This window comes from Gulosibacter sp. 10, from assembly GCF_900163695.1.
Classification (GTDB): Bacteria; Actinomycetota; Actinomycetes; order Actinomycetales; family Microbacteriaceae; genus Gulosibacter.
Window position 1 is genome coordinate 143,243 of sequence record NZ_FUIC01000011.1, and the last position, 25,368, is coordinate 168,610.

22 protein-coding genes and 1 riboswitch are annotated in these 25,368 nt (G+C 72.3%); of the genes, 13 read left to right on the forward strand and 9 right to left on the reverse strand.

Annotated elements, in window-relative coordinates:
* Window positions 1-41: 41 nt before the first annotated feature.
* Window positions 42-136, reverse strand: a riboswitch (TPP riboswitch).
* A gap of 154 nt (window positions 137-290) precedes the next feature.
* The 3 genes from FM112_RS04280 to FM112_RS04290 are packed head-to-tail and all read left to right on the forward strand — an operon-like array spanning window position 291 to window position 2,933.
* Window positions 291-716 (forward strand): hypothetical protein, encoded by a 426-nt coding sequence (locus FM112_RS04280; RefSeq protein WP_140400568.1) that lies wholly within the window; start codon window positions 291-293, stop codon window positions 714-716.
* Window positions 717-756: 40 nt separating this feature from the next.
* Window positions 757-1,668 carry a 1,4-dihydroxy-2-naphthoyl-CoA synthase gene (locus FM112_RS04285; protein WP_087003954.1) on the forward strand — a complete coding sequence of 304 codons (912 nt, stop codon included), beginning with the start codon at window positions 757-759 and terminating at the stop codon, window positions 1,666-1,668.
* Window positions 1,668-2,933, forward strand: a complete 1,266-nt coding sequence (locus FM112_RS04290; protein WP_087003957.1) for an AMP-binding protein — start codon at window positions 1,668-1,670, stop codon at window positions 2,931-2,933. The genes FM112_RS04285 and FM112_RS04290 overlap by 1 nt, the downstream gene beginning before the upstream one ends.
* Here the strand turns inward: FM112_RS04290 and FM112_RS04295 are convergent.
* From FM112_RS04295 to FM112_RS04325, 7 genes are read right to left on the reverse strand one after another with little or no spacing between them, the layout of a single operon-like run.
* Window positions 2,930-4,216, reverse strand: coding sequence for an LLM class flavin-dependent oxidoreductase (locus FM112_RS04295; RefSeq protein WP_087003960.1), 1,287 nt, complete (start codon window positions 4,214-4,216; stop codon window positions 2,930-2,932). The genes FM112_RS04290 and FM112_RS04295 overlap by 4 nt on opposite strands.
* Window positions 4,213-5,223: an LLM class flavin-dependent oxidoreductase gene (locus tag FM112_RS04300; protein WP_087003963.1), complete on the reverse strand. Its 1,011-nt coding sequence runs from the start codon at window positions 5,221-5,223 to the stop codon at window positions 4,213-4,215. Before FM112_RS04300 ends, FM112_RS04295 begins: the two co-directional genes overlap by 4 nt.
* Before the next feature lie 56 nt (window positions 5,224-5,279).
* Window positions 5,280-6,479, reverse strand: a complete 1,200-nt coding sequence (locus FM112_RS04305) for a PLP-dependent aminotransferase family protein (protein WP_087003967.1) — start codon at window positions 6,477-6,479, stop codon at window positions 5,280-5,282.
* Window positions 6,476-7,483, reverse strand: a complete 1,008-nt coding sequence (locus FM112_RS04310; RefSeq protein ID WP_176386661.1) for an FAD-binding oxidoreductase — start codon at window positions 7,481-7,483, stop codon at window positions 6,476-6,478. Before FM112_RS04310 ends, FM112_RS04305 begins: the two co-directional genes overlap by 4 nt.
* Window positions 7,480-8,142: a methionine ABC transporter permease gene (locus tag FM112_RS04315; protein ID WP_087003973.1), complete on the reverse strand. Its 663-nt coding sequence runs from the start codon at window positions 8,140-8,142 to the stop codon at window positions 7,480-7,482. The genes FM112_RS04310 and FM112_RS04315 overlap by 4 nt, the downstream gene beginning before the upstream one ends.
* Window positions 8,143-8,145: 3 nt before the next feature.
* Window positions 8,146-9,171, reverse strand: coding sequence for a methionine ABC transporter ATP-binding protein (locus FM112_RS04320; RefSeq protein WP_087003976.1), 1,026 nt, complete (start codon window positions 9,169-9,171; stop codon window positions 8,146-8,148).
* A gap of 57 nt (window positions 9,172-9,228) precedes the next feature.
* Window positions 9,229-10,173 carry a MetQ/NlpA family ABC transporter substrate-binding protein gene (locus FM112_RS04325; protein ID WP_087003979.1) on the reverse strand — a complete coding sequence of 315 codons (945 nt, stop codon included), beginning with the start codon at window positions 10,171-10,173 and terminating at the stop codon, window positions 9,229-9,231.
* Between the two features lie 241 nt (window positions 10,174-10,414).
* On the opposite strand from FM112_RS04325, the gene FM112_RS04330 reads away from it, so the two are divergent.
* Genes FM112_RS04330 through FM112_RS04340 form a run of 3 tightly spaced genes read left to right on the forward strand, consistent with a single transcriptional unit; the run spans window position 10,415 to window position 13,466 of the window.
* Window positions 10,415-11,551 (forward strand): dipeptidase, encoded by a 1,137-nt coding sequence (locus FM112_RS04330; protein WP_176386662.1) that lies wholly within the window; start codon window positions 10,415-10,417, stop codon window positions 11,549-11,551.
* Entirely contained in the window at window positions 11,544-12,476 is a 933-nt protein-coding gene (locus tag FM112_RS04335) for an aldo/keto reductase (RefSeq protein ID WP_087003984.1), read from the forward strand. Before FM112_RS04330 ends, FM112_RS04335 begins: the two co-directional genes overlap by 8 nt.
* 36 nt (window positions 12,477-12,512) lie before the next feature.
* Entirely contained in the window at window positions 12,513-13,466 is a 954-nt protein-coding gene (locus FM112_RS04340; RefSeq protein ID WP_087003987.1) for a 1,4-dihydroxy-2-naphthoate polyprenyltransferase, read from the forward strand.
* Window positions 13,467-13,520: 54 nt separating this feature from the next.
* On the opposite strand, the gene FM112_RS04345 is transcribed toward FM112_RS04340, so the two are convergent.
* Window positions 13,521-13,976: a DUF4229 domain-containing protein gene (locus tag FM112_RS04345; protein ID WP_087003990.1), complete on the reverse strand. Its 456-nt coding sequence runs from the start codon at window positions 13,974-13,976 to the stop codon at window positions 13,521-13,523.
* 63 nt (window positions 13,977-14,039) lie between these two features.
* Here FM112_RS04345 and FM112_RS04350 point away from each other — a divergent pair, with 63 nt between their 5' ends.
* Complete coding sequence (locus FM112_RS04350; RefSeq protein ID WP_087003993.1) at window positions 14,040-14,504, forward strand: PLD nuclease N-terminal domain-containing protein; 465 nt, start codon at window positions 14,040-14,042, stop codon at window positions 14,502-14,504.
* Window positions 14,501-16,531, forward strand: a complete 2,031-nt coding sequence (locus FM112_RS17505) for a 2-succinyl-5-enolpyruvyl-6-hydroxy-3-cyclohexene-1-carboxylate synthase (RefSeq protein WP_254910372.1) — start codon at window positions 14,501-14,503, stop codon at window positions 16,529-16,531. The genes FM112_RS04350 and FM112_RS17505 overlap by 4 nt, the downstream gene beginning before the upstream one ends.
* Window positions 16,532-16,620: 89 nt before the next feature.
* On the opposite strand, the gene FM112_RS04360 is transcribed toward FM112_RS17505, so the two are convergent.
* A complete protein-coding gene (locus tag FM112_RS04360) occupies window positions 16,621-17,898 on the reverse strand; it encodes an isochorismate synthase MenF (protein ID WP_254910373.1) in 1,278 nt (425 codons plus the stop codon).
* A gap of 165 nt (window positions 17,899-18,063) precedes the next feature.
* Here FM112_RS04360 and FM112_RS04365 point away from each other — a divergent pair, with 165 nt between their 5' ends.
* The 5 genes from FM112_RS04365 to FM112_RS04385 all read left to right on the forward strand — a co-directional run bounded on the left by FM112_RS04365 (window position 18,064) and on the right by FM112_RS04385 (window position 25,361).
* Window positions 18,064-18,792, forward strand: coding sequence for a class I SAM-dependent methyltransferase (locus FM112_RS04365; protein ID WP_254910374.1), 729 nt, complete (start codon window positions 18,064-18,066; stop codon window positions 18,790-18,792).
* A complete protein-coding gene (locus FM112_RS04370; RefSeq protein ID WP_087004005.1) occupies window positions 18,789-19,910 on the forward strand; it encodes a polyprenyl synthetase family protein in 1,122 nt (373 codons plus the stop codon). The genes FM112_RS04365 and FM112_RS04370 overlap by 4 nt, the downstream gene beginning before the upstream one ends.
* 82 nt (window positions 19,911-19,992) lie before the next feature.
* Window positions 19,993-21,354 carry an FAD-dependent oxidoreductase gene (locus FM112_RS04375; RefSeq protein WP_087004008.1) on the forward strand — a complete coding sequence of 454 codons (1,362 nt, stop codon included), beginning with the start codon at window positions 19,993-19,995 and terminating at the stop codon, window positions 21,352-21,354.
* A gap of 915 nt (window positions 21,355-22,269) precedes the next feature.
* A complete protein-coding gene (locus FM112_RS04380) occupies window positions 22,270-24,042 on the forward strand; it encodes a gamma-glutamyltransferase (protein WP_087004011.1) in 1,773 nt (590 codons plus the stop codon).
* 11 nt (window positions 24,043-24,053) lie between these two features.
* Entirely contained in the window at window positions 24,054-25,361 is a 1,308-nt protein-coding gene (locus tag FM112_RS04385) for an MFS transporter (RefSeq protein ID WP_087004014.1), read from the forward strand.
* Window positions 25,362-25,368: the final 7 nt, after the last annotated feature.

The window sequence follows — 25,368 nt, forward strand, 5'->3', positions numbered from 1 at the left end:
GGGGCGCGCGCCTCGCGCACCGATACCGGTGCGGCACATGCTGCGTCCATCGACGACATCCCTCCGCGAGTGCGAACTCGATCAGGTTCCCGGGTGTGATCTCAGCCCCCTCTGCGGGGCACCCCGTGTCTGCGGCCAAGCTACCACAACGCCGCGACGGGGCGGCCCCGAGCTCCCCGGGGCGCCCCGCGCCTGCGCCGGCGTGCACGACGTCCCAAGTCGCGCGGCGCTAGACTGACCGAATCGACGGCACGATCCGTCAGCAGGTTCATCGAACGGACATCCCACCCATGACGCAAGCGCGAGTCACTCGGAAGCCCCAGGCCCCGCAGTATCGTCACGCCAGTGACGTGCCGGCGCCGTGGGTGGATCAGATGCTCAACCCCTTCGGGTGGAAGGTCGGCCACTGGGCGTTCTTCGGCGCGGTGCTCACCTTCGTCGCCGACCTCATGGCGGGCATGTACCTGTTCAACGTCTTCGGCATCTCCCGCCAGTTCGAGCTGCAGATGTGGCTGCTCATCGCCGGCGTCCTCGGGTTCGCGAGCATCACCGCGTCCCTGTACGCGATCTTCTACCGGTCCGGCCGCGGCGCCGGCATCCTCTCGCTCATCTGCTCCTTCGTCGTGGGCGCCCCGCCCGCCTGGCTCGTGGGGAACACCCTCATCCAGCTCATCGTCAACGGGGGCCAGCTCCCGCACGCGCCGATCGACTGGTAGCCGCGGGCGCCGTCGAGGGGCGTCGCGGTAGCGTAGGCGCATGAGCCACGACACCGTTTCGGACACCTTCGACCCGACGCGATGGCGCGAGGTCGAGGGCTTCGACTTCGACGACATCACGTACCACCTCGACACGACGGGGCGGATCGCCCGGGTCGCGTTCGACCGGCCCGAGGTTCGCAACGCGTTCCGGCCGCAGACGGTGGACGAGCTGTACCGCGCGCTCGACCACGCGCGGCAGAGCTCGAAGGTCGGCGTCGTCCTGCTCACCGGCAACGGCCCGAGCCCCAAGGACGGCGGCCACGCCTTCTGCTCGGGCGGCGATCAGCGCATCCGGGGCCGCGACGGCTACCAGTACGCGAGCGGCGAGACCGCCGAGAGCGTCGACCCCGCGCGCTCGGGCCGGCTGCACATCCTCGAGGTGCAGCGGCTCATCCGCTTCATGCCGAAGGTGGTCATCTCGGTGGTCAACGGCTGGGCGGCCGGCGGCGGGCACTCGCTCTACGTGGTGACCGATCTCTCGATCGCCTCGAAGGAGCACGCGCGCTTCAAGCAGACCGACGCCGACGTCGGCTCCTTCGACGCCGGCTACGGCTCCGCGTACTTCGCGAAGCAGGTGGGGCAGAAGCTCGCGCGCGAGGCGTTCTTCCTCGCCGAGACCTACGACGCGCAGCGGGCCTACGAGATGGGCGCGGTGAACCGGGTCGTGCCCCACGCGGAGCTCGAGGCCGAGGGGCTGCGGATGGCCGAGACCATCCTCGGCAAGTCGCCCACCGCGATCCGCATGCTCAAGTTCGCCTTCAACGCCGCCGACGACGGCCTGGCGGGGCAGCAGCTCTTCGCGGGCGAGGCGACCCGGCTCGCGTACGGCACCGACGAGGCCGTCGAGGGCCGCGACTCCTTCCTGGAGAAGCGCGACCCCGACTGGGCCCCCTTCCCCTGGCACTACTGATGCCGCGCGAACTGCGGATCGTCTCGGCCGCCGACCCGCTCGCGGTCATGCGGGCGCTCGACGACGCGATGAGCGGCGCCGGGCCCGCCGTCATGCCGGTGCCCGCGGAGGGCTCCGCCGCGCTCGAGCCGCCCGCGGGCATCCCGGACGGCGCGCCCGCCGACGTCGCCGCCGTGGTCGAGACGAGCGGATCCACCGCGCGGCCCAAGCGGGTCATGCTCACCGCGCGGGCGCTGCACGCCTCGGGCGCCGCGACCTACGAGCGCCTCGACGCGCTCGCCGCGGGCCGGGGCATCCGCGCCGGCTCGCCGTACCCCACGCGCCAGTGGCTGCTGTGCCTGCCGGCCAACTACGTGGCGGGGCTGCAGGTGCTCGCGCGCTCGCTGCAGGCGGGCACGCGGCCCGTCGTCGCCGAGGGCGGATTCGATCCGCTCGAGTTCGAGGCGCTCGCCGCGCGCATGGACGCGGAGCGGCGCTACGTCTCGCTCGTGCCGGCGCAGCTGATCCGGCTCGTCGAGGCGGTGTCGGGTGAGGACCGCTCGTGGGCCGAGCGCGAGCGGATCTCCGCGCGCCTGGGCCGGTTCGACGGCATCCTCGTCGGCGGGCAGTCGACGCCGCGGCACATCCTCGAGCGGGCCCGGTCGTTCGGCTGGGCCGTGACGACCACCTACGGGGCGAGCGAGACCTCGGGCGGCTGCGTCTACAACGGCGTGCCGCTGCACGGCGTGCGGGCGCGGGTCGAGGCCGGGGAGCTGTGGCTGTCCGGGCCGGTGCTCGCGGCCGGCTACCTGGGCGAGGAGGCGCGCACCGCAGAGACCTTCGTCGAGGCGGACGGGCGGCGCTGGTACCGCACGAGCGACGGCGGCGCGGTGACGGAGACCGCCGAGTCGCTCGGCGCCCAGCGCATCGCCGTCACCGGCCGGCTCGATCACGTGCTCATCTCGGGCGGGGAGAAGGTCGACCTCGACGAGGTCGAGCGCGGCGTGCGCAGGCTCTCGGGCTTCGAGGAGGCGGTGGCGGTGGCGGTGCCGAGCGCCGAATGGGGCGAGTCGGTCGCGATCGTCTGCGCGGGCGAGGGCCCGGGGGATGAGGCCGCCGACCTGGCCGCGCTGCGGGACGCCGTGGTGCGGCTGGGGCGGGCCGCCAGGCCGGTCCGCCGCCTGCGCGTGGCCGAGCTGCCGATGCTGCCGAGCGGCAAGCCCGACCGCCGGCGCATCCGCGAGCTCGCGGCGGAGGCGGCCGGACGGCCGGACGGCGCGAGCTAGGCGAGCACCCGCTCGCGGAGCGACTCCGCGCGGTACTCCTCGGGGTAGACGCCCATGGCCTGCAGCTCCGGCACCACGAGCTCGGCGAAGGGCTCCAGCCAGGTGCCCGCGATGTGCGGCACGATGACGAAGCCGTCGGTGGCGCGCCGCTGCACGAGCTCGCTGAGCCGGCCCGCCACGGTCGCGGGGCCGCCCACGATCAGGTCGGTGCCGCTCGCGTGCACGATGGTCTGCCGGGCGCCGAACCCGGTGCGGTCCTGCAGCGCGCGCAGGTGCTTCGCCGCCCGCCGCGCGTCGCCCTCCCAGTACATCCCGAGCAGCGATCCCACCGAGCCGGTCTCGGCGCCCTCGGGCGGGTCGGCGCTCGGGAGGCTGCCGTCCACGTCGAAGTCCTCGTAGCCGGGCCCCCACACGGCGCGGATCACCGCGAGCACGGTGTCGGGATGCACCTGGAAGGGGAGGATGTCGCGCTCGAGCTCGCGCGCGTCGGCGTCGCTCTCGGCGGCGATGACCGCGACGCGGGAGAACACCTTGAACCGCTCGGGGTCGCGGCCGAAGCGGCGCAGGCGCTCGTGCATGTCGCGGGTGAACCGCGGCCCGTGCTCGAGGTTGGAGAAGTGGCTGTAGATCGCGTCGGCGTTCGCCGCGGCGAAGTCGCGGCTGCGGCCGGACCCGCCCGCGTAGAACACGAACGGATCGCTCGGGGCGCCGATGCGCAGCGGTCGCGCGTCGATGTCGAGGTACTCGCCGCGGTACTCGAACCGGTCGCCGCCGCCGAGGTAGCCGCGCACCGCCTCGAGCACCTCGAGCCCGTACCGGTAGCGGTCGAACGGCCCGTCGTCGGCGCGGATCGGCTCGGGCAGCGGGCGGTAGTTGCGGTAGGCGAGCGGGCTGCCCCCGAGCACGAGGTTCCAGCCCGCGCGGCCAGGGGCGATCGCGTCGAGGCTGCCGAGCCGCTTGGCGATGTCGAGGGCGTTGTTGTAGGTCGTGTTGATCGTCGAGACGAAGCCGAGATGCGGGTGCCTCGCCGCGAGGAAGGACTGCGCCGTGATGTTGTCCGCCCGCCCCGAGACGTTGGGCTCGAGCGGGCCGTCCGGCCCCTCGCCGATCGTGGAGGTCTCGGCCTGGAAGTAGAAGTCGAACAGCGCCCGCTCCGCCACTTCCGCGGCCCGCTCGAAGCTCTCGCGCGTGTTGATCGAGGGCAGGTGCTCGCGGTGCCAGATCTCGTGCGGATCCTCGGCGTTGTACTGCACGCCGATGTGCACCCGTCGCAGCTCGGTCATCGTGTCGTCTCCGTCTCTTCGCGCGGGCCCGCCTCGCGTCCGTGCCCGCCGTGTCCGCCGTCGCCTCCGCCGTCTCCGTCCTGCGCGCCGAGCCCGAGTCGCTCGCGGAGCGTCCCGGCGCCGGGCGCGGCCGCGCCGAAGCGGTCGTCGAGCTCCGCGCCGCGGGCGCGGAGGAGCGCGAGCGCATCCTCCTCCGAGCGGGAGACGTCGACGACGATCCCCGCGGCGTCCCCGAGCACCTCGGGCAGCGGGCCGTCGCCGTCCACCGCGAGCAGCAGCCGCTCAGCCGCCGGCCGCGCCGGCCCGGGCTCCGCCTCTCGCCCGGCCTCCGGCCCCGCATCCGTCTCCCGCAGCCCGGTCAGCACGAGATCCGCGCGCTCCGTCCACCGGGGCAGCCGGTCGAGCCGCGCCTCGGCGAGATCGGCGAGCACCGGCAGCCGGCCCTGGGGCGAGCGCGGCGTGGCGGCGGGGCCGCGCACCGAGAGGTGCTCGCCCTCGAAATCGATGGGGCGCACCTTGGCGGCGTCGAGGAACCGGTTCCTCGACCAGTCCCGCGCCACCGCGTCCGGCTCCCAGCTGGTCCAGAGCGCGGCGACCACCTGCAGCGCCTCGTCGAGCCACTCCTCGGGGCGGTCGAGGTCGCGGTAGCGGAGGCCGACGCGGGCGTACCCGGCCGCGGGGCCGGGCGGCTGCACGGCGAGGCCCGCGAGGCCCCCCGAGAGGATGTCGAGGGTCGCGATCTCCCGCGCCGCGTTGAAGGGCTCGAGGCGCGCGAGATCGATCGAGGCGAGCACCCCGATCCCGTCGAGGGCGCGCAGGGCGGCGGCGATGAACGCCGGGGCCTTCGCGTCGTGCGCGTCCTGGCCGAGCTGCGAGTCGTCCTCGCGCACGACGAGGAAGCCGATGCCGGCGGCGCGCAGCTCGGCGCCGAGGTCGGGGCGCCGGGAGAGCTCGAGCAGCTGGGCGGCTCGGAGTCGGGCCCCGCGGAGGGGAGCGCTCGGGGTCATGCGGATGCCTTTCGGGGGTGTCGGGAGCGGCCGCGCATCGGCGCGCGGGGGAGGGGTCAGCGGATCTCGCGCCAGGCGGCGCCGAGACGGTCGGCGCCGAGCCGCAGCGAGGCCTCGTCGAGCTCGCAGTACGAGAGCCGGAACGCGTTGCGCAGGGGCGCGGCGAGATCGGGGTGGGCCGCGAACCAGTCGCCGCGCTGGTAGGTGACCCCGCGCCGCTGCGCCTCGGCGAAGAGCGCGTCGAAGTCGACGTCCTCGTCGAGCCGGGCCCAGAGGAAGAACCCGCCCTCGGGCTCGACCCAGTCGATGCGCTCGCCGAACTGGTCGCGCAGCGCGCCCTTGAGCAGCTCGGCCTTCTGCCGGTAGCGCGCGCCCGCCTTGACGAGCGAGGGCACGTAGCCGGGGCCCGTGATGATGCGCCGCACCAGCTCCTGCACGATGCCGCTGCTCTGGCCGTCGAGGCGGTTGCGGAGCTTCGCGTAGCGCGCCGCCTGCTCCGGCGGTACGCCGATCCAGCCGAGGCGGGTGCCCGTGCCGAGGGTCTTCGAGAACGAGCCGATGAGCACGGCGCGGTCGGTGTCGGTGAACGCCCGGCGCGAGCGGGGGCGCTCGCCCGAGAACGTGATCTCGCGGTAGGGGTCGTCGACGAGGATCGTGAACCCGTACTGCTCGGCGAGCTGCACGAGTCGGGCCTCGCGCTCCGCCGAGAGCGAGACGCCGGAGGGGTTGTGGAAGGTGGGCACCGTGTAGACGGCCCGCGGCCGCAGGCCAGCCCGCAGCTTCGCCTCGAGCGCGTCGGGGTCGATGCCGTCCACGTCCACCGGCACCGACTCGACGTGCACGTTGACGAGGTCGAGGGTGCGCAGGAACAGCGGGTAGACGGGGTTGTCCACGACGACGGTGTCGCCGTCGTCGAGGCTGCCGAGCACCGCCAGCGCCATGCCCTGCGCGCCGCCCGTGGTGACGATCACGCGCGCGGGATCGATGCCCTCGTGCGCGCCGATGGCCTCCCGCAGCCCGTCGAAGCCCGCCGCGCCGGAGTAGTGCAGGACCGTGGTCGCCGTGCCGGGGTCGGTGAACAGGTCCTCCGTCGCCCGGTCGAACAGCTCGGCGGGCAGCAGCTCGCGGTCGGGGTTGCCGCCGCCGAGGTTGACGGTCTCGGCGTCCTGTCGGATGAGGGTGGCGTCGCCGAAGCCGCGGCGATCGGGGATGCTCGCGAGCAGTCGGCTGGCGGCGTCGTACGTGGTGGTCGTCATGGTTTCCTTCGGCGATGGGTCGGCTGCGGGGCAGCGTCGGGTCGGAACGGCGCGAAATCCGCGTCGGCGGTGCCGAGCAGCTCGTCGACCGCAGCGCGGCCGATGAGCGGGGCGAGGTTGACGCCGCTGTGCGTGATCGCCACGTAGATCTCCGGGGCCAGCAGGCCCAGCACCGGCAGCCCGTCAGGCGAGATGGGCCGCGGCGCCTCGTCGACGGAGATGATCGCATCCTCCCGCAGCGCGAGCCCGTACCGGCGGCCGATCCGCTCGGCGAGCGGCGCCCGGACCGCCGCCGCGCTTGCGCGGCGCCCCGTGCGCTCGAACTCGTGCTCGAGCGCCAGCGACTGGACGGCGAACCGTCCGGGGCCGTCCGGGCGGACGCTCAGCTCGTGCTCCACCACCACGCGGTCCACGGGGCTCTCGCCGGAGACGCGCGCGAGAAACCCAGGCAGACCGGCGGTGGCTGCGAGACGAGGGGTGCGAAGACGCCCTGGGACGAGCTCCGAGGTGCCCGCCCCAGCGGCGATCGCGACGCGGTGAGCGGCGATGGCGCCCGCGGTGGTCTCGACCAGCACGGGGGCGCGGCCGGAGCCCGGCGTGATCGAGAGGACGCGCACGCCGCGCCGGATCCGCCCTCCGGCGGCCTCGAGCGCGGATGAGTGCGCCCGGCCGTACGCGTCGACGTCGACGTATCCCCAATCGGCATGGTGCTCGCCGAAGAAGTCGGCGCCGATGATGCGCAGCCAGGCGGCGCCGTCGCCGACGCGGCCGTCGAGCTCGTGATGCGCGGCGATGGCGCGGAGGTGCAGCCGCGTGTACGCCTCCGGCTGCTTCTCGTGCACGTTGATGCACGCGAACGATGCCGCGGAGACCGCCGTGCGGTCCCGCTCCTCGGCGGCGACGAGGAGCGTCTCCACGCCTCTCGTCGCGGCCTCCGCCGCGATGCTGAGGCCCAGGACCCCGGCTCCGATGACGAGCAGATCCGTCTGCGGCGCGTGGCTCATCGGGCCCCCTCGATGATTCTGCGAGCGATCCGGTTCCCTACCCATTGCACGAGCTGCACCAGCGCGATCAGCGTGATGATGACGGCGATCACGACCGGGTAGTCGAATCGCTGATAGCCGTACGTGAGTGCGAGGTTACCAAGACCGCCGCCGCCGACCGCCCCCGCGACCGCGGTCGCGTCGATGAGCGCGACGAAGATGAAGGTCATCGAGAGGATGAGCGGTCCCAGCGCCTCCCTGACGACGAAGCCGAAGAGGATGTGAAGGCGCGAGGCGCCGGCCGCCTCGGCCGCCTCGATCACGCCGGGATCGACCGCGACCAGGTTGGTCTCGGCGACCCGGGCGATGCCCACGGCCGAGGCGATCGTCAGCGGCAGGATGGCCGCCGCGGGGCCTATGCTCGTGCCGATGAGGGCCCGGGTCATCGGCGCCACCGCGATCAGCAGGATCACGAACGGGATCGGGCGCACGAGGTTCACGAAGATGTTGAGCGCATTGTGGACGATCTTGTGCTCGAACACCTGCCCGGGCCGGGTGGCGTACAGGAAGATGGCGAGGCCGAGGCCGATGATCACGGCGAAGAAGAACGCGACCGACGCCATGAAGAGGGTCTCTCCCAGCGCGGTGCCGAGCTTGGGCAGGACGACTCCGAAATCCATGGGCTACCACTCCGCAATCTCGGCATAGCCGGTGAGGTCCTCGAGGAAGGCGTCGACGGCGGCGTCCTCGCCGTACAGGGCGAGGCTGATCTGCCCGTAGGGCTGCCCCTTGACATGGGCGACGCCGCCCTGCACGAAGGTGAAATCGACGCTGTGCGCGCGTGCGATCCGCGAGATCACGGGGGAGTCCACGACGGCGCTCTCCACGCGGATCGAGATGAACCGGGCATCGCTCTCCATCCGGATCGCACCCTGCTCCTCGGCCGTCAGCGCGGTGCGGGCGTACGAGCCGACGAGCGATCCCGTGATCGGATGGTCGGGGCGGGAGAACACGCGCTCGAGCTCGCCGATCTCGACCAGCTCGCCCTTCGAGAGGATGGCGACGCGGTCGGCGAGGTGCGCCACGACATCCATCTCGTGGGTGACCGCGACGATGGTGATGCCGAATTCGCGATTGACGGATTTGAGCAGCTGCACGACCTCCTTCGTCGTCTGGGGGTCGAGCGCGCTGGTCACCTCGTCGGCCAGGAGGATGTCGGGCCGCCCGGCGATGGCTCGGGCGATGCCCACGCGCTGCTTCTGGCCTCCGGACAGCTGCTTGGGATGCGCGAACGCCTTGTCGCCGAGCCCGACGAAGTCGAGCAACTCGGCCACGCGCGGCGCGATCCTGTCCTCCTTCCAGCCCGCGATCTTCAACGGGGCGGCGATGTTCCCGTAGACGGTGCGCGAGTTCCAGAGGTTGAACTGCTGGAAGACCATGCCGATGCGGTGCCGGAGCGTGCGCAGCTCGCCCTTGGGGAGCTTCTGCACCTCGATGCCGTCGACCAGCACCGAGCCGGAGGTCGGCTTCTCGAGCCCGTTGATCATCCGCAGCAATGTGGACTTCCCCGCGCCGGAGGGGCCGATCAGGGTGAAGATCTCTCCCGATCTCATGCTCAGGTCGATACCGCTCAGCGCCGACACCGTCTCGCGTCGTTGGCGACTGGGGTATTCCTTCGAGACCGAATCAAATCGGATCCGTTCAGTCATGGGTCTCCCGCGTAACGGGTCGGGCGCCGGAGGACCGGCGCCCGACCGGGCGTCGTATTAGTCGTTGTACTCTTCGCTGATCGACGCGAGCGTGTCGCGCAGGTCCTCGGACGGGATCTCGACCAGCGTGGACAGCCCGTTCTTCTCCTCGATGAAGGCCTCTTCGACGCGCTCATCGCGGTAGGTCTTCTCGAGCGCATCCCATACCGGGTCGTCGGCGCGCTCCGCGGTGGTGGCCAGCACGATGGCGTACGGCTGCGAGGACTCGGCGGTCGGGTCCTCGAGCGCGAGGGCGTCGTCCCCGCGAAGCCCGAGCGCCGGGTCGAAGTCGTCGACGGCGATCACGACGCCGTCGATGGCGGGGTCGGTGTACGCCGTGTGGACGGAGGCGTAGGCCAGCGGGACGAGCTCGAGGTTCTTCGGGTTCGAGGTGATGTCCGCCTCGGTGGGGAACAGCCCCGCCGCGTCGTCGACCTCGATGAGCCCCGCCGATTCGAGGATGAACAGGGAGCGCGAGAAGTTCGAAGGGTCCTCGGAGATCGCGATCCGAGCGCCGTCCGGCAGGCTCTCCAGGCTGTCGTGCTTGTCGGAGAAGAGGCCGTAGGTGGTGATGGAGATGGCGAAGACCGGGGTGATGTCGGCATCGGACTCCGCGTTGAAGGTGCTCAGGAAGCCGAGGTGCTGGAAGGCGTTGGCGTCCACCTCGCCGTCGAGCACCGCGCGGTTGGGGATGTTCGGGTCGTCGAAGTTCACGAAGGAGATGTCGAGGCCGTTCTCGCGGCCCACCTCGATGACGGCGTCCTGGTACGTGCTCTGACTCGTGTCGGCGATCGAGATGGGGATGAGGTCCCCGTCTTCCGCCGAGGAGGAGCTGAGCAGGCGGGGGACCAGGATCGCCGCGACGATGGCGATCACCACGACGGCCGCGGCGATGATCCACCAGCGCCTCCGCTTGCGTCGCTGGTCCCCGATCCGGTTCTCGATGGCTTCTTGAGTCGACATGGCGCTGTTCCTGACTGTGGGGTGGGGAAGTAGGGGAGGAAGGACCGCCCCGGTCGATGCGATCGAGGGGCGAATGGCCGAACGCTATGCGGCGGCGCTCCGGTCGTGCGAGCGGCCCGGTCACGGGGAGTCACGGAAGCGCATATTTCGTAGCCGTGAGTCATCCGAGGACAAACGGGTGGCCTTGCGGATGGGGTGCTCGCATACTGGGGCGATTCGTCGAGCGACCTTTGGAGGAGCATTGAGCACGGATGAACTGATCGTCATCGATGGCCACGCGGATGTGGCGGAATCCGATTCGGGATACTCCTTCCCGCTCGCGGAGGCGCTGCAGGGAGGCGTGGCCGCCGCGATCGTGCCCGTCCGTGCGAGCCGCATCCCGCGCGAGGCCGAGGCGGAGAGCGGTCTGCGGGAGTACGCGCAGACGTTCGAGGCGGTGGAGCGCGAGGCGTCCGCCTCGGAGGGGCGGGCGGCGATCGCCCGTTCGAGCGCGGAGATCGCGGCGAACGCCGAACGGGGCGTCTTCTCCTTCGTGCACTCGCTGCAGAACGCGCGTCCGCTGCGCGACCTCGCGGCGCTCGAGCAGTGGCTCGACCGGGGCGTCGCCATCGTGGACTTCGGCTTCATCGGCAACAACCAGTGGGCGCACTCCTCGCGCCCCTACGCGTCGGCGAACGCGGAGGACGGCTACGACGGCCTGAGCGGGCTGGGGGAGCAGGGCATCGAGCTGCTCAACAGCCGCGGCGTCGTCATCGATACGGCCCAGGTCTCCGTCGCGGCCCGGCGGCGCATCCTGGACCGGTCGAAGGCGCCCGTGATCGCCTCGCACAACGGGCTCAAGGCGCGGGTGGGGGAGGCCGACCGCACGCTCGGCGACGAGGAGATCGTCGCCATCGCCGAGGGCGGCGGACTCGTGCAGATCGTCGCGTTCGACGGCTACCACCGCTTCCGCGGCGAGGACCCCAAGGTGGTCGCGGACATCCGCGAGCTCCGGGAGCGGTTCGGGCTGCCCGGCTACCGGGGGCCCGCGGACTACTACGCGCTGCTCGATCCCGAGACCGCGGAATGGGACGAGCAGAAGTTCCAGGACTATTTCGGCGAATACCACGCCAAGGTCCGTAACGGATGGCCCAAGACCGACGTCGCGGATCTCATCGACTCGGTGGACCATGTCGTCCGGCTCGTCGGGGTCGATCATGTCGGCATCGCCTCCGATTTCCACCACGGCGGGGGAGTCGGCGGCTGGCTGGACTACACGCAGACGCCGAACGTGACCGCGGAGCTGCGCCGCCGATACGACGACGCCGAGGTCGCGAAGGTCTGGGGCGGCAATCTGCTGCGGGTCTGGGACGACGTCCGGAGCGCCGGCGATGCCTAGCGCCGGCGCAGCGCAGCCCGACGGCCCGGGGCGGCCGCTCGGCGCATTCGTGCTCGGCGGCAACGTACTGGGGTGGACCGTGCCGAGGGACGAGACGCCGGGGCTGATCGACGCGTTCCTCTCCGGCGGCGGCGTCGCCGTGGACGTGGCCGACAACTACACCGAGTGGGTGGAGTCCAGCACGACGGGAGCCGCCGAGCGGGCCGTCGGCGATTGGATCGCCGGCTCCGGGAGGCGAGCCGACCTCCACCTGTCCAGCAAGGTCGGCTTCTCCGCCGTCCGGCCGGGGCTGAGCCGGGACAACATCCTCGCCGCCTTCGAGGAGTCGCTCGAGCGACTCCGCACCGATCACCTCGAGGTGTACTACGCGCACAAGGACGACCCCGAGACCGACCTGCTCGAGACGCTCGGCACGTTCCACGAGCTGAAGGAGCAGGGGCTGATCGGCGCACTCGGCTACTCGCACATCTCGCCGGATCGGTTCCGGGAGGCGCAGGCGCTCGTGCGCGAGCACGGGCTGACGCCGATCACCTATCTCCAGCATGGCTACAGCATCGTCAACCGGGAAGCGTTCGAGCGGGACTTCGCGGGGTTCGAAGGGGTGCGGTTCCTCGCCTACCACTCGCTCGAGTCGGGCTATCTCAGCGGCAAGTACTTCGAGAACCCGGGCCTGGTCACCGATCACACGCAGAAGATCAGGGACAGGCTGGACGACCCTCGATCGGCGGGCTTCCAGCGCAACCTGCATCGGGTCGCCGATCGGCACGGCGTTCCCGCGGCGGCGATCGCGCTGGCCTGGTTCGGGGCGCAGGAGGCCGATATCGTGCCGATCGCGAGCGCCAGGGACGAGCGGCAGCTGGCGCAGCTGTTCTTCGCGCGCGGTGTACGGCTGAGCGCGGAGGACCTGGAGCTGCTGGCCTGGTAGCCCGATCCGTGTACCGCTCGCCCTAGAATCGTCACCGTGGCCAAACAGAAGTCGAACAATCCGACCCAGCAACCCCGCGGCGGCGGCGTCAAGGGCGGTCGCGCGACCGTCGGCGACTGGATCGAGGGCGCGCGCCTGCGCACGCTGCCCCTCGCGCTGGTGCCGGTCATCCTCGGCACTGCGGCGGCGATCGCCGTCGAGCCGGGACAGTACCACTGGGTCCGCGCGCTCGCGGCCCTCGGAGTCGCGCTCGCGCTGCAGATCGGCGTGAACTACGCGAACGACTACTCCGATGGCATCCGCGGCACCGACGACCACCGGGTGGGCCCGCCGCGGCTCACCGGCTCGGGCCGGGTGCGGCCCGCGGTGGTCCGCACCGTCGCCTTCGCCTTCTTCGGGGCGGCGGGGCTGCTCGGCCTGTGGCTGTGCTTCGCCACGCAGCAGTGGTGGCTGCTCGCGGTGGGCGCGGCGGCCATCCTCGCGGCGTGGTTCTACACCGGCGGCAAGCGCCCCTACGGCTACGCGGGGCTCGGCGAGGTGTTCGTCTTCATCTTCTTCGGCCTCGTCGCGACGATCGGCACGGCCTTCGTGCAGGTGCTGTTCGTGCCGCAGCCGGCCTGGTTCCTCGCCGTCGCGGCAGGGCTGTTCTCCTGCGCCGTGCTCATGGTGAACAACATCCGCGACATCCCCACCGATACGCTCGCGGGCAAGCGCACCCTCGCGGTGCGGATGGGCGTGCGCGGCTCCCGGGTGGTGTTCGGGCTGTTCGCGCTGCTGCCGTTCCTCGTGACCGTCATGTTCGGCTTCGTCTACCCGAACGCGCTGTTCGCGCTGTTCGCGCTGCTGCTCGCCGTCCCGTCGGTGATCATCACCTCGACCACCACGACCCCGAAGGACCTCGTCCTCGCCCTCAAGCTCATCTCGCTCGGCGCGCTGCTCTGGGCGCTGCTGATGGGCGTCGGGCTCGTGCTGCCGGGGTTCGTGCTCTAGCGGGAGGTGCGGGAGCGCATCCCCTCGCGTGCGCGGGCCGCCGAGGAGCGAACGTCAGTCGCGCTTCCCACCATCCGGATTCCGCTCGGCGCCGTGTTCTGGCGCATCCGAGCGCTCGCGCCCTTCGTCGGCGTCGGCCGGGGATCCCTTGTCGGGGACGTCGCCCCCGGAGGTTTCGGGCGCCGGCGTGCCGGCCGCGTCGTCCCGCCCTGCGGCCTCGGCCTCCTGCGCGTCGAGGATCTCGTCCTCCTCGACGTCGATGGGGCGCCGGGTATCGATCCTGCCCCGTTCCCGGGCCTCCTGGCGGTCCTGGAACGACTTGGCGATCATCGTGCGGTGCTCGTGGAGGAAGATCTCGGTGACCGAGAGGTTCACGATCGTGGCGACGACCAGCCCGACGAGCCAGTTCCACTGCCAGCCGGGCAGCACCAGCATGATGATCGCGAACGGCACGATGAAGGCGAGGACGCGGACGATGGTGTAGATGACCCAGGCGCGGGAGGTGTTCATCCGGCCAGTCTACGAAAGGGCCGTGACGGCGGTGATCAGTCGCCGCCAAGTAGACTGCCGTGCATGGGACGTTGGATCATTCTCGGCATCGTCGTGGCCGTGGCACTCACCATCTACGCGGTGGTCGACTGCGCTATGACGGACGGCCGCCGCGCGCGGGTGCTGCAGAAGCCGATCTGGATCATCGTCGTGCTGCTGATCCCCGTCATCGGGCCGCTGCTGTGGATCTTCATCGGCAAGGGCAACGGCCAGGCCAAGGCCCAGCGCATCCCGCCCGAGGACTCGCAGGTCTACGGCGACACGATGACCGTCCGCAACGAGCACGACGACCGCATCGCGGAGCTCGAGGAGCAGATGCGCCTGCTCGACGAGGAGATCGAGCGCGACCGCCAGAACACGATGCGCAACCATCCCTCGAGCCACACGGGCGGCGCCTCGGTCGTCGACGGCGAGGACGACGAGGGCGACGACTCCGACGAGACCACCGACTCCGAGTCGAACGGCGATGACGAGGGTCGCCGCCAGTGACCCCGGGCGCGCCCGGCTCGCCCGCGCTTGACGCCTCCATCGAGCTGCTGCTCGCCGCGGTGGAGCGGGGAGTCCGCGACATCGTCGTGTGCCCCGGCTCGCGCTCGCAGGCCCTCGCGCTCGTCGCCGCCGAGCTCGAGCGGATCGGCGCGGCGCGGCTCCACGTCCGCATCGACGAGCGCTCCGCGGCCTTCTTCGCACTCGGCATCGCCCGCGAATCCGATCGGCCCGTGCCGGTCATCACGACCTCCGGCACCGCCGTCGCCAATCTCGCCCCGGCGATGCTCGAGGCGCTGCACGCCGGGGTCCCGCTCGTCGCGCTGACCGCCGACCGCCCCGAGGAGCTGCAGGGCACCGGCGCGAACCAGACCACCCGCCAGCCCGGGCTCTTCGGCCCGGAGGTGCCGGTGGTCTCTCTCCCCGCGCCGACGGGCGCGGAGCCGGACCTGTATCGCGCCGCGGGGGCGGCCATCGCGGATGCGCGGGGCGCCTGGCACTGCAACGTCGCCTTCCGCGAGCCGCTCTCGGGGCCGGTGCCGGATCTGTCCGCAAGAATGGACGGCGCGGTGCGGCTGCTCGGCGCCGGCGGGGAGGACGCGGGCCTGCCGGCCCCGCGGACGCTCGAGGCATGGCCTGGGAAGGACGGCGACCGGCGCATCCGCGACGGGGAGCCCGGCCGCGGCCTGCCCGCGGAGCTCGCGGCAGCGATCTCGGACGACCTCGCGGCGCACGCCGGCCCCGGCGCCGTCGGGGCGCCCGCCGACGGCACCCCGGGGAGCGTCCCGGCCCTGGACGCGGCGCCGCTGCTCGAGTTCGGCGCGCTGCCGCCGCTCCGAGGAACCGCGACGGGCGGCGCCTCGGCGCCCGCTTCGGCGGAGCCCGCTCCCGCGATCGAGATCGACCCCGCCGAGTGGCCGGACGCCGTGGTGGTGGCGGGCGACCGGGCCGGGGAGCTCGGCGAGCGGCTCGCGCGCCAGGGCGGCTGGCCTCTCATCGCCGAGGTCTCGAGCGGATCCCGGTTCGGCCGCAACGCCATCGCGCACTACCGCGCGCTGCTCGGCGCGAACAGCCCCGTCCCCGCGCTGCGGGACGCGATCGAGCTCGTGATCGTCGTGGGCCATCCGACCCTGAGCCGCGAGGTGCCGGACCTGCTGGGCCGCGAGGGCGTGCGAGTCGTCGCGGTCGATCAGCCGGGGGCGCCGCGATTCCGGCCGCACGAGCGCGTCGAGGCGGCGTCCGAGGTGCGGGTCCTCGCATTCGGCTCGGCCCTCCCGGCCGGCTCCGCGAAGACGGCCCCGCTGCGGGAGGAGGCCGAGGCCCGGCTGCATGACTGGATCGCGGCCGACCGCAGGCTGCAGGTCGAGCTCGACTCGGATCCGGAGGCCCCCGACGTCCGGGCGTCGCGGAGCGCCGACTTCCGCGAGCGGGCGCGGTTCGGCCGCGCCGAGCTCGCCGTCTCGCGCGAGCCGGCGAGCCGGGAGATGCTCGTCGACTCGGTGTGGCGGCTCACGTGGCCGCACGACCGGCTGCACGTCGCGGCGTCGCGACTCATCCGCGACCTCGACTCGCGCGTGCCGGGCAAGCGCATCAGGGTGCACGCGAACCGCGGCCTCGCCGGGATCGACGGCACGATCGCCTCCGGCCTCGGCGTCGCGCACGCGAGCCAGCACGGCGAGCACGGTCCCTCGCGCACGGGCACGACCCGGGTGCTGATGGGCGACCTCGCGTTCCTCCACGACGCGGGATCGCTGCTGGTGGGCCAGGGCGGGGAGGACGCGCCGCGCATCCAGATCGTCGTCGGCAACGACGGCGGCGGCACGATCTTCGACTCGCTCGAGGTGGCGTCCTCCGCGCGGGCCGAGGCCTTCGACCGGGTGCAGTTCACGCCGCGCGAGGCGGACATCCGGGCGATCGCCGAGGCCTACGGCTGGGCCTACCGCCGGGCGACCACGCGCGGCACGCTCGAGGAGGCGCTGACCGACCGCACCGAGCGCCTGCTCGTGATCGAGGTACCGCTGCCGCGCTAGGGGCTCCGGGCGCAGATGCGTCGAAGTCCGCGGTTATCGGGCCGTCCGAACAGCGATCTGCGACGCATCCGCGCGCCGGAGCCGCCGGCTCAGCCCAGCGCGTCGGCGATCGGCCGGAACTTCGGGAGCGTCTCGGCGAACTCCTCGTCGGGGTCCGAGCCGTCCACGATGCCGCCGCCCGCGTAGGCGGTGACGCCGCCGTCGGCCGCGACCTCGGCGCCGCGCAGCGCCACGACCCACTCGCCGTCGCCCGCCGCCGAGAGCCAGCCGGCCGGCCCGGCGTAGCGCCGCCGGTCGAAGGGCTCGAGCTCCTCGATCGCGGCCACCGCCTCGCGCCGGGGGGTGCCGCCGACCGCGGCCGTGGGATGCAGCGCCTCCACGAGGTCGAGCACGCTCGACCCCTCGGGGAGGGTGCCGCGGATGTCGCTCGCGAGGTGCCACACGTTCGGCAGCCGCAGCAGGAAGGGCTCGGGGGAGGCCGTGAGCCCGGTCTCCGGATCCTCGTGAGTGTCGAGCCCGCGGAGCGAGTCGATGGCCGAGTCGATCGCGAAGCGGTGCTCGGCGCGGTTCTTCTCGGAGGCGGCGAGCGCGTCGCGCGCGGCCAGGTCCGCGGCCTCGTCGGCGCCCCGCGGCAGCGTGCCCGCGAGCACGCGGGCCGTCACCGAGCGGCCGATCACCCGGACGAGCATCTCCGGGCTCGCGCCGAGGAGGCCGTCCACCGCGTACGTCCACGTCTCGGGGTAGGCCGCGGCGAGCCGGCGCACGATATGGCGCCGATCCGTCCCCTCCGGCAGGCGGCCGCGCTGGTCGCGCGAGACCACCACCTTCGTGAACTCGCCGGCGCGGATGCGCGCGATGGCCGAGGCCACCGCCTCGCGGTGGCGCTCCCGGCCCATGACGCCGGGCTCGAGTTCCGTGCGCGCGTCCTCGCCGTGCGGCAGGGGGACGGGCAGCCGCACGGGCACGGTCGGCACCGGGCCCGCGTCGGCGGCGTCGCGCGCGACGGAGATCTCGGTCATGAACGCGCGGCCGTCCACCCGGCCGATCACGATCTCCGGCACCTCGAGGACGCTCGCGGCGGCCGAGGACCCCGAGAACGCGAAGGCGCCGAAGGCGATCAGCCCGGAGCCGGGCAGCCGGATCGAGTCCTCCACCCGGGCCTCGGCCACGATCCGGGCCCACGCGCGGCGGGCGTCGCGGATGCGGGAGGGGCCCGAGAACTCGGCGCGCCAGGCCGAGCCGCGCCCGACCATCCCGTCGCCGCGCCGCAGCCAGGCCGAGGGGGAAAGCGGATCGGCGAATCGCAGCAGATCGCCCGGATCAGCGATGGGGCGAGTGCGAGCTCGGAGTCGAGGGATGCCGTTCACGTCGTCTCAGCCTAGTCCTCTCCCGGAATCGCCCGCGCCGCCGGTCTTCGCCCCGGGAACGGCCCGAGACCGCGGAGCAGCGCCGGGGGAGCCGGGGAAACGGCCCCGCCGACCCCCTCCTTCCGGAGGGGGTGCGTCTTGACGGCACGGGATAGGATGAAGGGCGTGACCAAAGTCGACCTCGAAAAGCGCCCCGCCGATGTGTCGAGCATGTTCGATCGCGTCTCGCGAAAGTACGACCTGACGAACGACGTGCTCACCGCGGGCATCGCGCCCTATTGGCGCGCGCGGACGCGGCAGGCGATCGACCCGCGTCCCGGCCAGCGCGTGCTCGACGTCGCGTGCGGCACCGGCACGGTCTCGCGCATCCTCGCCGACCACGGCGCCGAGGTCACCGGGCTCGACTTCTCCAAGGGCATGATCGAGGAGGGCATCAGGCGCCACGGCGACCATCCGAACATCGCCTTCCAGCAGGGGGACGCGACCGACCTGCCCTTCGAGGACGGCAGCTTCGACGTCACGACGGTGAGCTTCGGCATCCGCAACGTGCAGCGGCCCGAGAAGGCGCTCGCGGAGATGCTGCGCGTCACCCGGCCCGGCGGCCGGATCGTGGTGTGCGAGTTCTCGCGCCCCACGAACGCCGTGATCGGCTGGGGATACGACACCTACATGAACGTCGCGATGCCCGGCATCGTCAAGCTCGTCTCCTCCGATCCGGAGGCCTACGACTACCTCTTCAAGTCCATCCAGGACTGGCCCGATCAGCGCACCTTCGCGAGCTGGCTGCGCGAGGCGGGCTACGAGCAGGTCGCGCACCGCAACCTCGCCTACGGCATCGTCGCGCTGCACCGCGGCGTCAAGCCGATCCCCACGACCGCGCAGGAGAGCAATTGACCGCCCAGCCCTCGGCGACCCGCCGGCCCGCGCACGGCAACGTGAGCTCGAAGTTCGCGGGCAAGCTGTTCGGCCGCCCGGCCGAGCGCAAGCTCAAGGCGACCCTCGACGACGGCCTCGCGCGCGTGGAGGACACGCTGCTGGAGCAGGTGCAGTACGCGGACGAGGTGGCGCAGGTCACGACCTCCTACCTGCTCGGCGCCGGCGGCAAGCGCCTGCGGCCCATGCTCGTGCTGCTCAGCGCCCAGCTCGGCCCCGACCCGGACGCGGATGCGGTGCTCACCGCGGCAGCCGCGACCGAGATCACGCATCTCGCCTCGCTCTACCACGACGACGTCATGGACGAGGCCACGCTGCGCCGCGGCGTCACCGCCGCGCACCTGCGCTGGAGCAACTCCACCGCGATCCTCGCGGGCGACCTGCTGTTCGCCCGCGCCTCGCAGATGTTCTCGCACCTGGGGGCCGAGGCCATCCGGCTGCAGGCCACCGTGTTCGAGCGGCTCGTGCTGGGGCAGATGCACGAGACCATCGGCCCCTCCGAGGACGAGGACCGCATCGAGCACTACCTGCGCGTGCTCGCCGACAAGACCGGCTCGCTCATCGGTGCCGCCACCGAGTTCGGCATCATGCTCTCGGGCGCGCCGCAGGAGTACCGGCCCGCGCTGGCGGAGTTCGGCGAGGCGGTGGGCGTCGCCTTCCAGATCGTCGACGATGTGATCGACCTCTCGCCGAGCGCCGAGACCACCGGCAAGCGCGCCTGCACCGACCTGCGCGCCGGCGTCGAGACCCTGCCCGTGCTGCTCCTCGAGCGCCGGGCCCAGGAGGGCGACGAGGAAGCGGCGGATCTGCTCCGGCGCATCCGCACCCGCGTCTCCGGCTCGGAGCCCGGCAGCGCCGACCCGACGCTCGCGCGCGAGGACGCCGCGGGCTCCAGCGATCCCGAAGAAGTGGATGCGATCATCGCGGAGCTGCGCGAGCACGCCGTGACCGCGCAGACCGTCGAGACGGCCCAGGAGCACGTGCGGCGGGCGACGGGCTCGCTCGACGTGCTGCCGAACGGCGTCGTGAAGACGGCGCTGCGCGAGTTCGCGGAGCGCCTCGTCACACGGGACTTCTAGCGCGCCCCGACCCGGGGCGCCCAGGCGGCGGGCCGTCGGCCCGCCGAGACACGAGAGGGCCGCTGGCCCGGGGAGGTTACGAATGTCGAAACTGCGCGTCGCCGTGGTGGGGGCCGGACCGGCCGGCATCTACGCGTCGGACATCCTGCGGAAGGAGGCCGAGGGCCGCCACGAGGTCTCGATCGACCTGTTCGACCGTCTCCCCGCGCCCTACGGGCTCGTCCGCTACGGTGTCGCCCCGGACCATCCCCGCATCAAGGGCGTCGTGAACGCGCTGCGCGACGTGCTCGACAACGGCGGCATCCGGGTCTTCGGCAACGTCGACTTCGGCCGCGACATCACGATCGAGGACCTCCGCGAGCGGTACCACGCGGTGATCTTCGCGACGGGCGCGATGCACGACGCGCCCCTCGACATCCCCGGCATTGAGGCCGAGGGCTCCTACGGCGCCGCCGACTTCGTGAACTGGTACGACGGGCATCCGGACGTCCCGCGCGAGTGGCCGCTCGACGCCGAGCACGTCGCGGTGGTCGGCAACGGCAACGTGGCGCTCGACGTCGCGCGCGTGCTCGCGAAGCAGGCCGACGACATGCTCCCCACCGAGATCCCCGAGAACGTGTACCGCGGGCTCGGCGACTCGAAGGTCACCGACGTGCACGTGTTCGGCCGCCGCGGCCCGCTGCAGGTGAAGTTCACCCCGCTCGAGCTGCGCGAGCTCGGCGAGGTGCCGGACACCGACATGGTCGTGTACGAGGAGGACTTCGACCGCGATCCCGCCGCCGACGAGGAGTCGAAGCGCAACAAGCAGCTGCTCGTCATCAGCCGCATCTTCGGCAAGTGGCGCGCGGCGGATGCGCCGACCGGGGCGAGCCGCCGCATCCACCTGCACTTCTGGTCGCGCCCGCACGAGGTGCTCGCCGACGAGCGGGGGCGCGTGCGCGCGCTGCGCGTCGAGCGCACCGAGCCCGACGGCTCGGGCGGCGTGCGCGGCACCGGTGAGATGCGCGACTACGAGATCGGCCAGCTCTACCGCGCCGTGGGCTACTTCGGATCCCCGCTCGAGCAGGTGCCCTACGACCCCGAGCGCGGCGTCATCCCCAACGACGGCGGCCGCGTGGTCGACGCGGGCGGCGAGCAGCTGCCGGGCATGTACGCCACCGGCTGGATCAAGCGCGGGCCGGTCGGCCTCATCGGCCACACGAAGTCGGACGCCAAGGAGACCATCGAGCACCTGCTCGCGGGCGAGGAGACCTGGTGGCGGCCGAGCATCGAGGACGAGAACGAGATCCTCGGGCTGCTCGAGGAGCGCCGGGTGCGCTTCACCGACCTCGAGGGCTGGCACAACCTCGACTCGCACGAGATCTCGCTGGGCGAGCCCCACGAGCGCGAGCGCATCAAGGTTGTGGACCGCGACGAGATGCTGCGCATCTCGCGCGAGGACTGACCCCGGCTCGTACCCTGCCCCGTCTCCGGCCGCCCCGCCCCGTTTGCGGCAGGGCCGATCGGCGGGGCCGGGGCGAATACCCTCGCCATGCCGGTGGCCGGGTTCGCTCGGCTATTCGTCCCGGTTGGGGGAGAGCGCAGCGCGTGCGCCGGACGGGCGCGGTGCTGGTAGCTCTGCTGGTAGCGGGGAGCGGATGAACCCGGCGCCGGCTGGGATGGCGGTTCGCCCGGTTCGGGGCGAATAGCCTGCTCGATCTTGTAGGCGCCGCCGCTCGGCTATTCGTCCCGGATGCGGTGTGAACGGGCTCGGGTGCGGGCGGGGAGCGGTGTATGGGATGTCCGGTTTGGGGTGAATAGCCTATTCGGCGGAGTATGCGGTGCCGCCCGGCTATTCCTCCCGATGCTGTCGGGGCGGCGGACCGCTGAGCCGGTAGGAAGCTGGTTTGAGTGCCTGGGCTCCTGGGCTCCTGGGCTGCCGGTTCGAGTGGCTGAGCCCCTGGGCTGCTGGTTCGAATGGCCGGGCTGCCGGTCGGCTGGTTCGGCGGGCGGCCGGTTCTGGCACCCGGTTCGGGGCGAATAGCCTCACCGCGTCGGTGGGCGGGTTCGCTCGGCTATTCGCCCAGTCCTGGCCCCGGTCGCCCACGATCGGTGCCCGCGCTCCGCCGAGGGCGCCCTCCGCAGCCCGGCATCCTGCGACCCACCTCCGCCACGGGCGCCTCTCCGCCGATGGCCTCCTGCCGAGGAGGTCCGGCGGCAGTAGTCCGGCCGGGGAAGTCTGCCGGGGAGGCCCTGCCGGGGGCATCCGGTCAAGGCAGGAGCTTTGCGTTCTTTGCGCAAAGAACGCAAATTTCATTGTCGCGCCTTCGCTTCCTCCATAGGCTCCCCGGACCTGCAACGGAGCGGAAGGAAGACCCGGATGCATGCACATTCGACGGAGAGGCCGGCGATCGCGACTCGCGAGAATCGCGGCTCGGGAACAGTGGTGGCGCCGCACGACCAGGCGGTGCAGGCCGGGCTGGCCATGTACGAGCGAGGCGGCAACGCCGTGGATGCGGCAGTGGCCGCGGCGCTCGTGAGCGGGGTGATCGAGCCCACAGAGACGACCCTTGCGGGGAGCGGCTTCGCGATTCTCGCCGAGGAGGGCCGCGAGCCGGTCGAGATCGATTTCGGGCCGACGGCGCCCCTCGCCGCATCGCCCGGGATGTTCGAACTCGAGGAGCCGGGCCGGGGCGCCGAACCGGCCGTGCTCGGGCTCGCACCGGTGGTCGGCAACGCCAACGTGGACGGGCCGCTCGCCTCGGGCGTGCCCAGGACGCTGCTGGGGCTCACGACCGCGCAGGAGCGGTTCGGCGCGCTCCCGCGCGAGGCCGTCTTCGGCCCCGCCATCGAGGCCGCCCACTCGGGGTACCGACCGGACGCCTGGCACATCACGGCCGCGTTGAGCGATATCGAGCGGCTGCGCGCCGACCCGATGGCCCGCCGGGTGTTCCTCGACGACCGCGGTCTGCCGAAGGGCGCGGCCACGGCTGCCGGCTACGGGCGGACGTTCGGCGAGTACCCGCCGATCATGCAGCCGGAGCTCGGCCGCACCCTGGAGCTCGTCGCCGACCGCGGAGCGGATTGCCTCACCCGCGGGGAGATCGCAGAGGCGCTCGCGGCATCCTCGCGCGAGCGGGGCGGCATCCTCGCCGCCGAGGACCTCGAGCGCTCGGCGCCGCGAATCCGCGAGGCCCGCCTCCTGCGGTATCGGGAGGCGGTCGTCGCCGCCTCGCACGCGCCCTCGGGCGCCCTCACCGAGCTGCAGGCCCTCGCGATCTGGCAGCGCGCGAGGCCCGAGCCAGCCCTGCCGGCCGACTCGGGGGAGGGCCTGCGCGCCCTCTCCCTCGCCCTCCGGCACGCGTTCGCCGACCGCTATCACTGGCTCGGCGACCAGGCGCTCCGCCCCGTTCCCGTCGACGAGCTGCTCTCGGACGAGTACGCCGCGGAGCTCGCGCGACTCGTCGAGCAGGGCCAGGACGTCCTCGGCTGGGCCGCCGGCGCCCCCTGGCTCACGTACGCCTCCCACGCCGTGCACGATCCGTGGCGGCACGCGGGGGAGGATGCGGAGACGCCCGTCTGGCGTCCCGCCGGGGCGAACGGCCCGACGAGCGGTACCACCCACGTCTCGGCAGCGGATGCCGAGGGCAGGGTGATCAGCATCACTCACACCGCGGCGAACCACTTCGGCAGCGGCATCGTCTGCCCCCGCACGGGGCTCCTCCTCGACTCGTCGATGGCCTGGTTCAACGCCGCTCCCGGCGCCGCGAACAGCATCGCCCCCGGTGCGAGGGCGCTCGCGAACATGGGCCCCGTCGTGGTGCTCCACGGCGACGGGACGAAGAGCGCGATCGGCGCCTCGGGCGGACGGCGGATCGTCAGCGCCGTCGCGCAGCTCGTCATCGCGCTCGTCGACGGCGGGATGACGGCGGCGGACGCCCTCGCGACGCCGCGCATCGACGCGAGCGGCCCCTCGCTGATCCTGCCCCAGTCGCTGCAGCGGCACGCGGGCCGCGTCTCCGACCTCGGGCTGCGGATCATCCCCGAGTCGAACGACCCCTATCCCATGGACTTCAGCCGCCCGAACATCGCACGGGCTCTGGGCGACGGCCGCACGGAGTCCGCGATCGCGGCCTCGCAGCACAACTCGTAGAAGGCGAAATCATGCACACGACCACAGACCACGACTCGACGAAACCGCTCACCGACGTCACAGCCACCAAGACGTTCCTCGTCTCGGGCATCGGCACGGCCCTCGAGTACTACGACTTCCTCATCTACGGCCTCGCCGCCGGCCTCGTCTTCAACGTGGTGTTCTTCCCGGAGGTCGACCCGATCATCGGCACGCTCTACGCGTTCGCCGCCTTCGGCACCGGCTTCCTCGCCCGCCCGCTGGGCGGCGTCATCATCGGCCACTTCGGCGACCGCATCGGGCGGCGGCCGATGCTCGTGCTGACGCTCATCACGATGGGCGTCTCGACGCTGGCGATCGGGTTCCTGCCGACCTACGCCACGATCGGCATCTGGGCGCCGATCCTGCTCGTGCTCCTGCGCCTCGTCCAGGGCTTCGCGGCGGGCGGGGAATGGGGCGGCGCGGCGCTGTTCGGCCTCGAGAACGCGCCATCGAACCGCCGCGGCCTGTGGGGCAGCTTCACCAGCATGGGCATCGGCCTCGGCACGCTCATCGGCACCGGCGTCTTCGCCATCACGAGCGCAGTCGCGGGCGGCGACCTCGTGGAGTTCGCGTGGCGCATCCCGTTCTGGCTCGGCGGCGTGCTCGTGATCATCGGTCTGCTGGCACGGCTCAGCATGCCGAGCGAGGAACCGGTCAAGACCTCGGATTCGGGCACCATCCCCTTCGTCGAGATGTTCAAGAAGCACCCCAAGCAGATCTTCCTCGTGCTCGGCGTCAGCTACGGCTACAACACGATCGCGTACATCGGCTTCACCTTCTTCCTGTCGTACCTCACCTCGCTCGGCTACGACTCGACGCAGGCGCTCATCGGCCAGCTCGCCTACAGCGCGGTCCTCGTCGCGAGCGCGCCGCTGTGCGCGCTGTGGTCGGACGTGATCGGCCGCAAGAAGGTGATGGTGATCGGCGGCGTCTCGATGGCGGTGTTCCTGTTCATCTATTTCCCGATGGTGGGCACGATGAGCGTGGCGATGGCGACGATCGCGTTCGGGATCACCGGCCTGCTGACGGGCATCACGCAGGGCCCCATCCCCACGTTCTCGGGCGAGCAGTTCCCCTCGCACCTGCGCTACAGCGGCATGTCCGCGGGCTACCAGATCGGCGCGGCGCTCGGCGGCGGCACGGCATCGTTCATCGCCACCTGGCTGCTCGTGGTGTTCGACGGCAACCCGGTCTCGGTGGCGGTGTACGGTGCATTCGTGATGCTCGTGCTGATCCTCTGCTCGCTCGGCCTGCGGGAGACGCATCGGGTACCGACGGAGGAGATCAACGCCGGATAGCCCGGGC

Coding starts and splice junctions, on each gene's coding strand:
- FM112_RS04280 (WP_140400568.1), top strand. CDS start 291: ATGACGCAAGCGCGAGTCACTCGGAAGCCCCAGGCCCCGCAGTATCGT.
- FM112_RS04285 (WP_087003954.1), top strand. CDS start 757: ATGAGCCACGACACCGTTTCGGACACCTTCGACCCGACGCGATGGCGC.
- FM112_RS04290 (WP_087003957.1), top strand. CDS start 1,668: ATGCCGCGCGAACTGCGGATCGTCTCGGCCGCCGACCCGCTCGCGGTC.
- FM112_RS04295 (WP_087003960.1), bottom strand. CDS start 4,216: ATGACCGAGCTGCGACGGGTGCACATCGGCGTGCAGTACAACGCCGAG.
- FM112_RS04300 (WP_087003963.1), bottom strand. CDS start 5,223: ATGACCCCGAGCGCTCCCCTCCGCGGGGCCCGACTCCGAGCCGCCCAG.
- FM112_RS04305 (WP_087003967.1), bottom strand. CDS start 6,479: ATGACGACCACCACGTACGACGCCGCCAGCCGACTGCTCGCGAGCATC.
- FM112_RS04310 (WP_176386661.1), bottom strand. CDS start 7,483: ATGAGCCACGCGCCGCAGACGGATCTGCTCGTCATCGGAGCCGGGGTC.
- FM112_RS04315 (WP_087003973.1), bottom strand. CDS start 8,142: ATGGATTTCGGAGTCGTCCTGCCCAAGCTCGGCACCGCGCTGGGAGAG.
- FM112_RS04320 (WP_087003976.1), bottom strand. CDS start 9,171: ATGACTGAACGGATCCGATTTGATTCGGTCTCGAAGGAATACCCCAGT.
- FM112_RS04325 (WP_087003979.1), bottom strand. CDS start 10,173: ATGTCGACTCAAGAAGCCATCGAGAACCGGATCGGGGACCAGCGACGC.
- FM112_RS04335 (WP_087003984.1), top strand. CDS start 11,544: ATGCCTAGCGCCGGCGCAGCGCAGCCCGACGGCCCGGGGCGGCCGCTC.
- FM112_RS04345 (WP_087003990.1), bottom strand. CDS start 13,976: ATGAACACCTCCCGCGCCTGGGTCATCTACACCATCGTCCGCGTCCTC.
- FM112_RS04350 (WP_087003993.1), top strand. CDS start 14,040: ATGGGACGTTGGATCATTCTCGGCATCGTCGTGGCCGTGGCACTCACC.
- FM112_RS04375 (WP_087004008.1), top strand. CDS start 19,993: ATGTCGAAACTGCGCGTCGCCGTGGTGGGGGCCGGACCGGCCGGCATC.
- FM112_RS04380 (WP_087004011.1), top strand. CDS start 22,270: ATGCATGCACATTCGACGGAGAGGCCGGCGATCGCGACTCGCGAGAAT.
- FM112_RS04385 (WP_087004014.1), top strand. CDS start 24,054: ATGCACACGACCACAGACCACGACTCGACGAAACCGCTCACCGACGTC.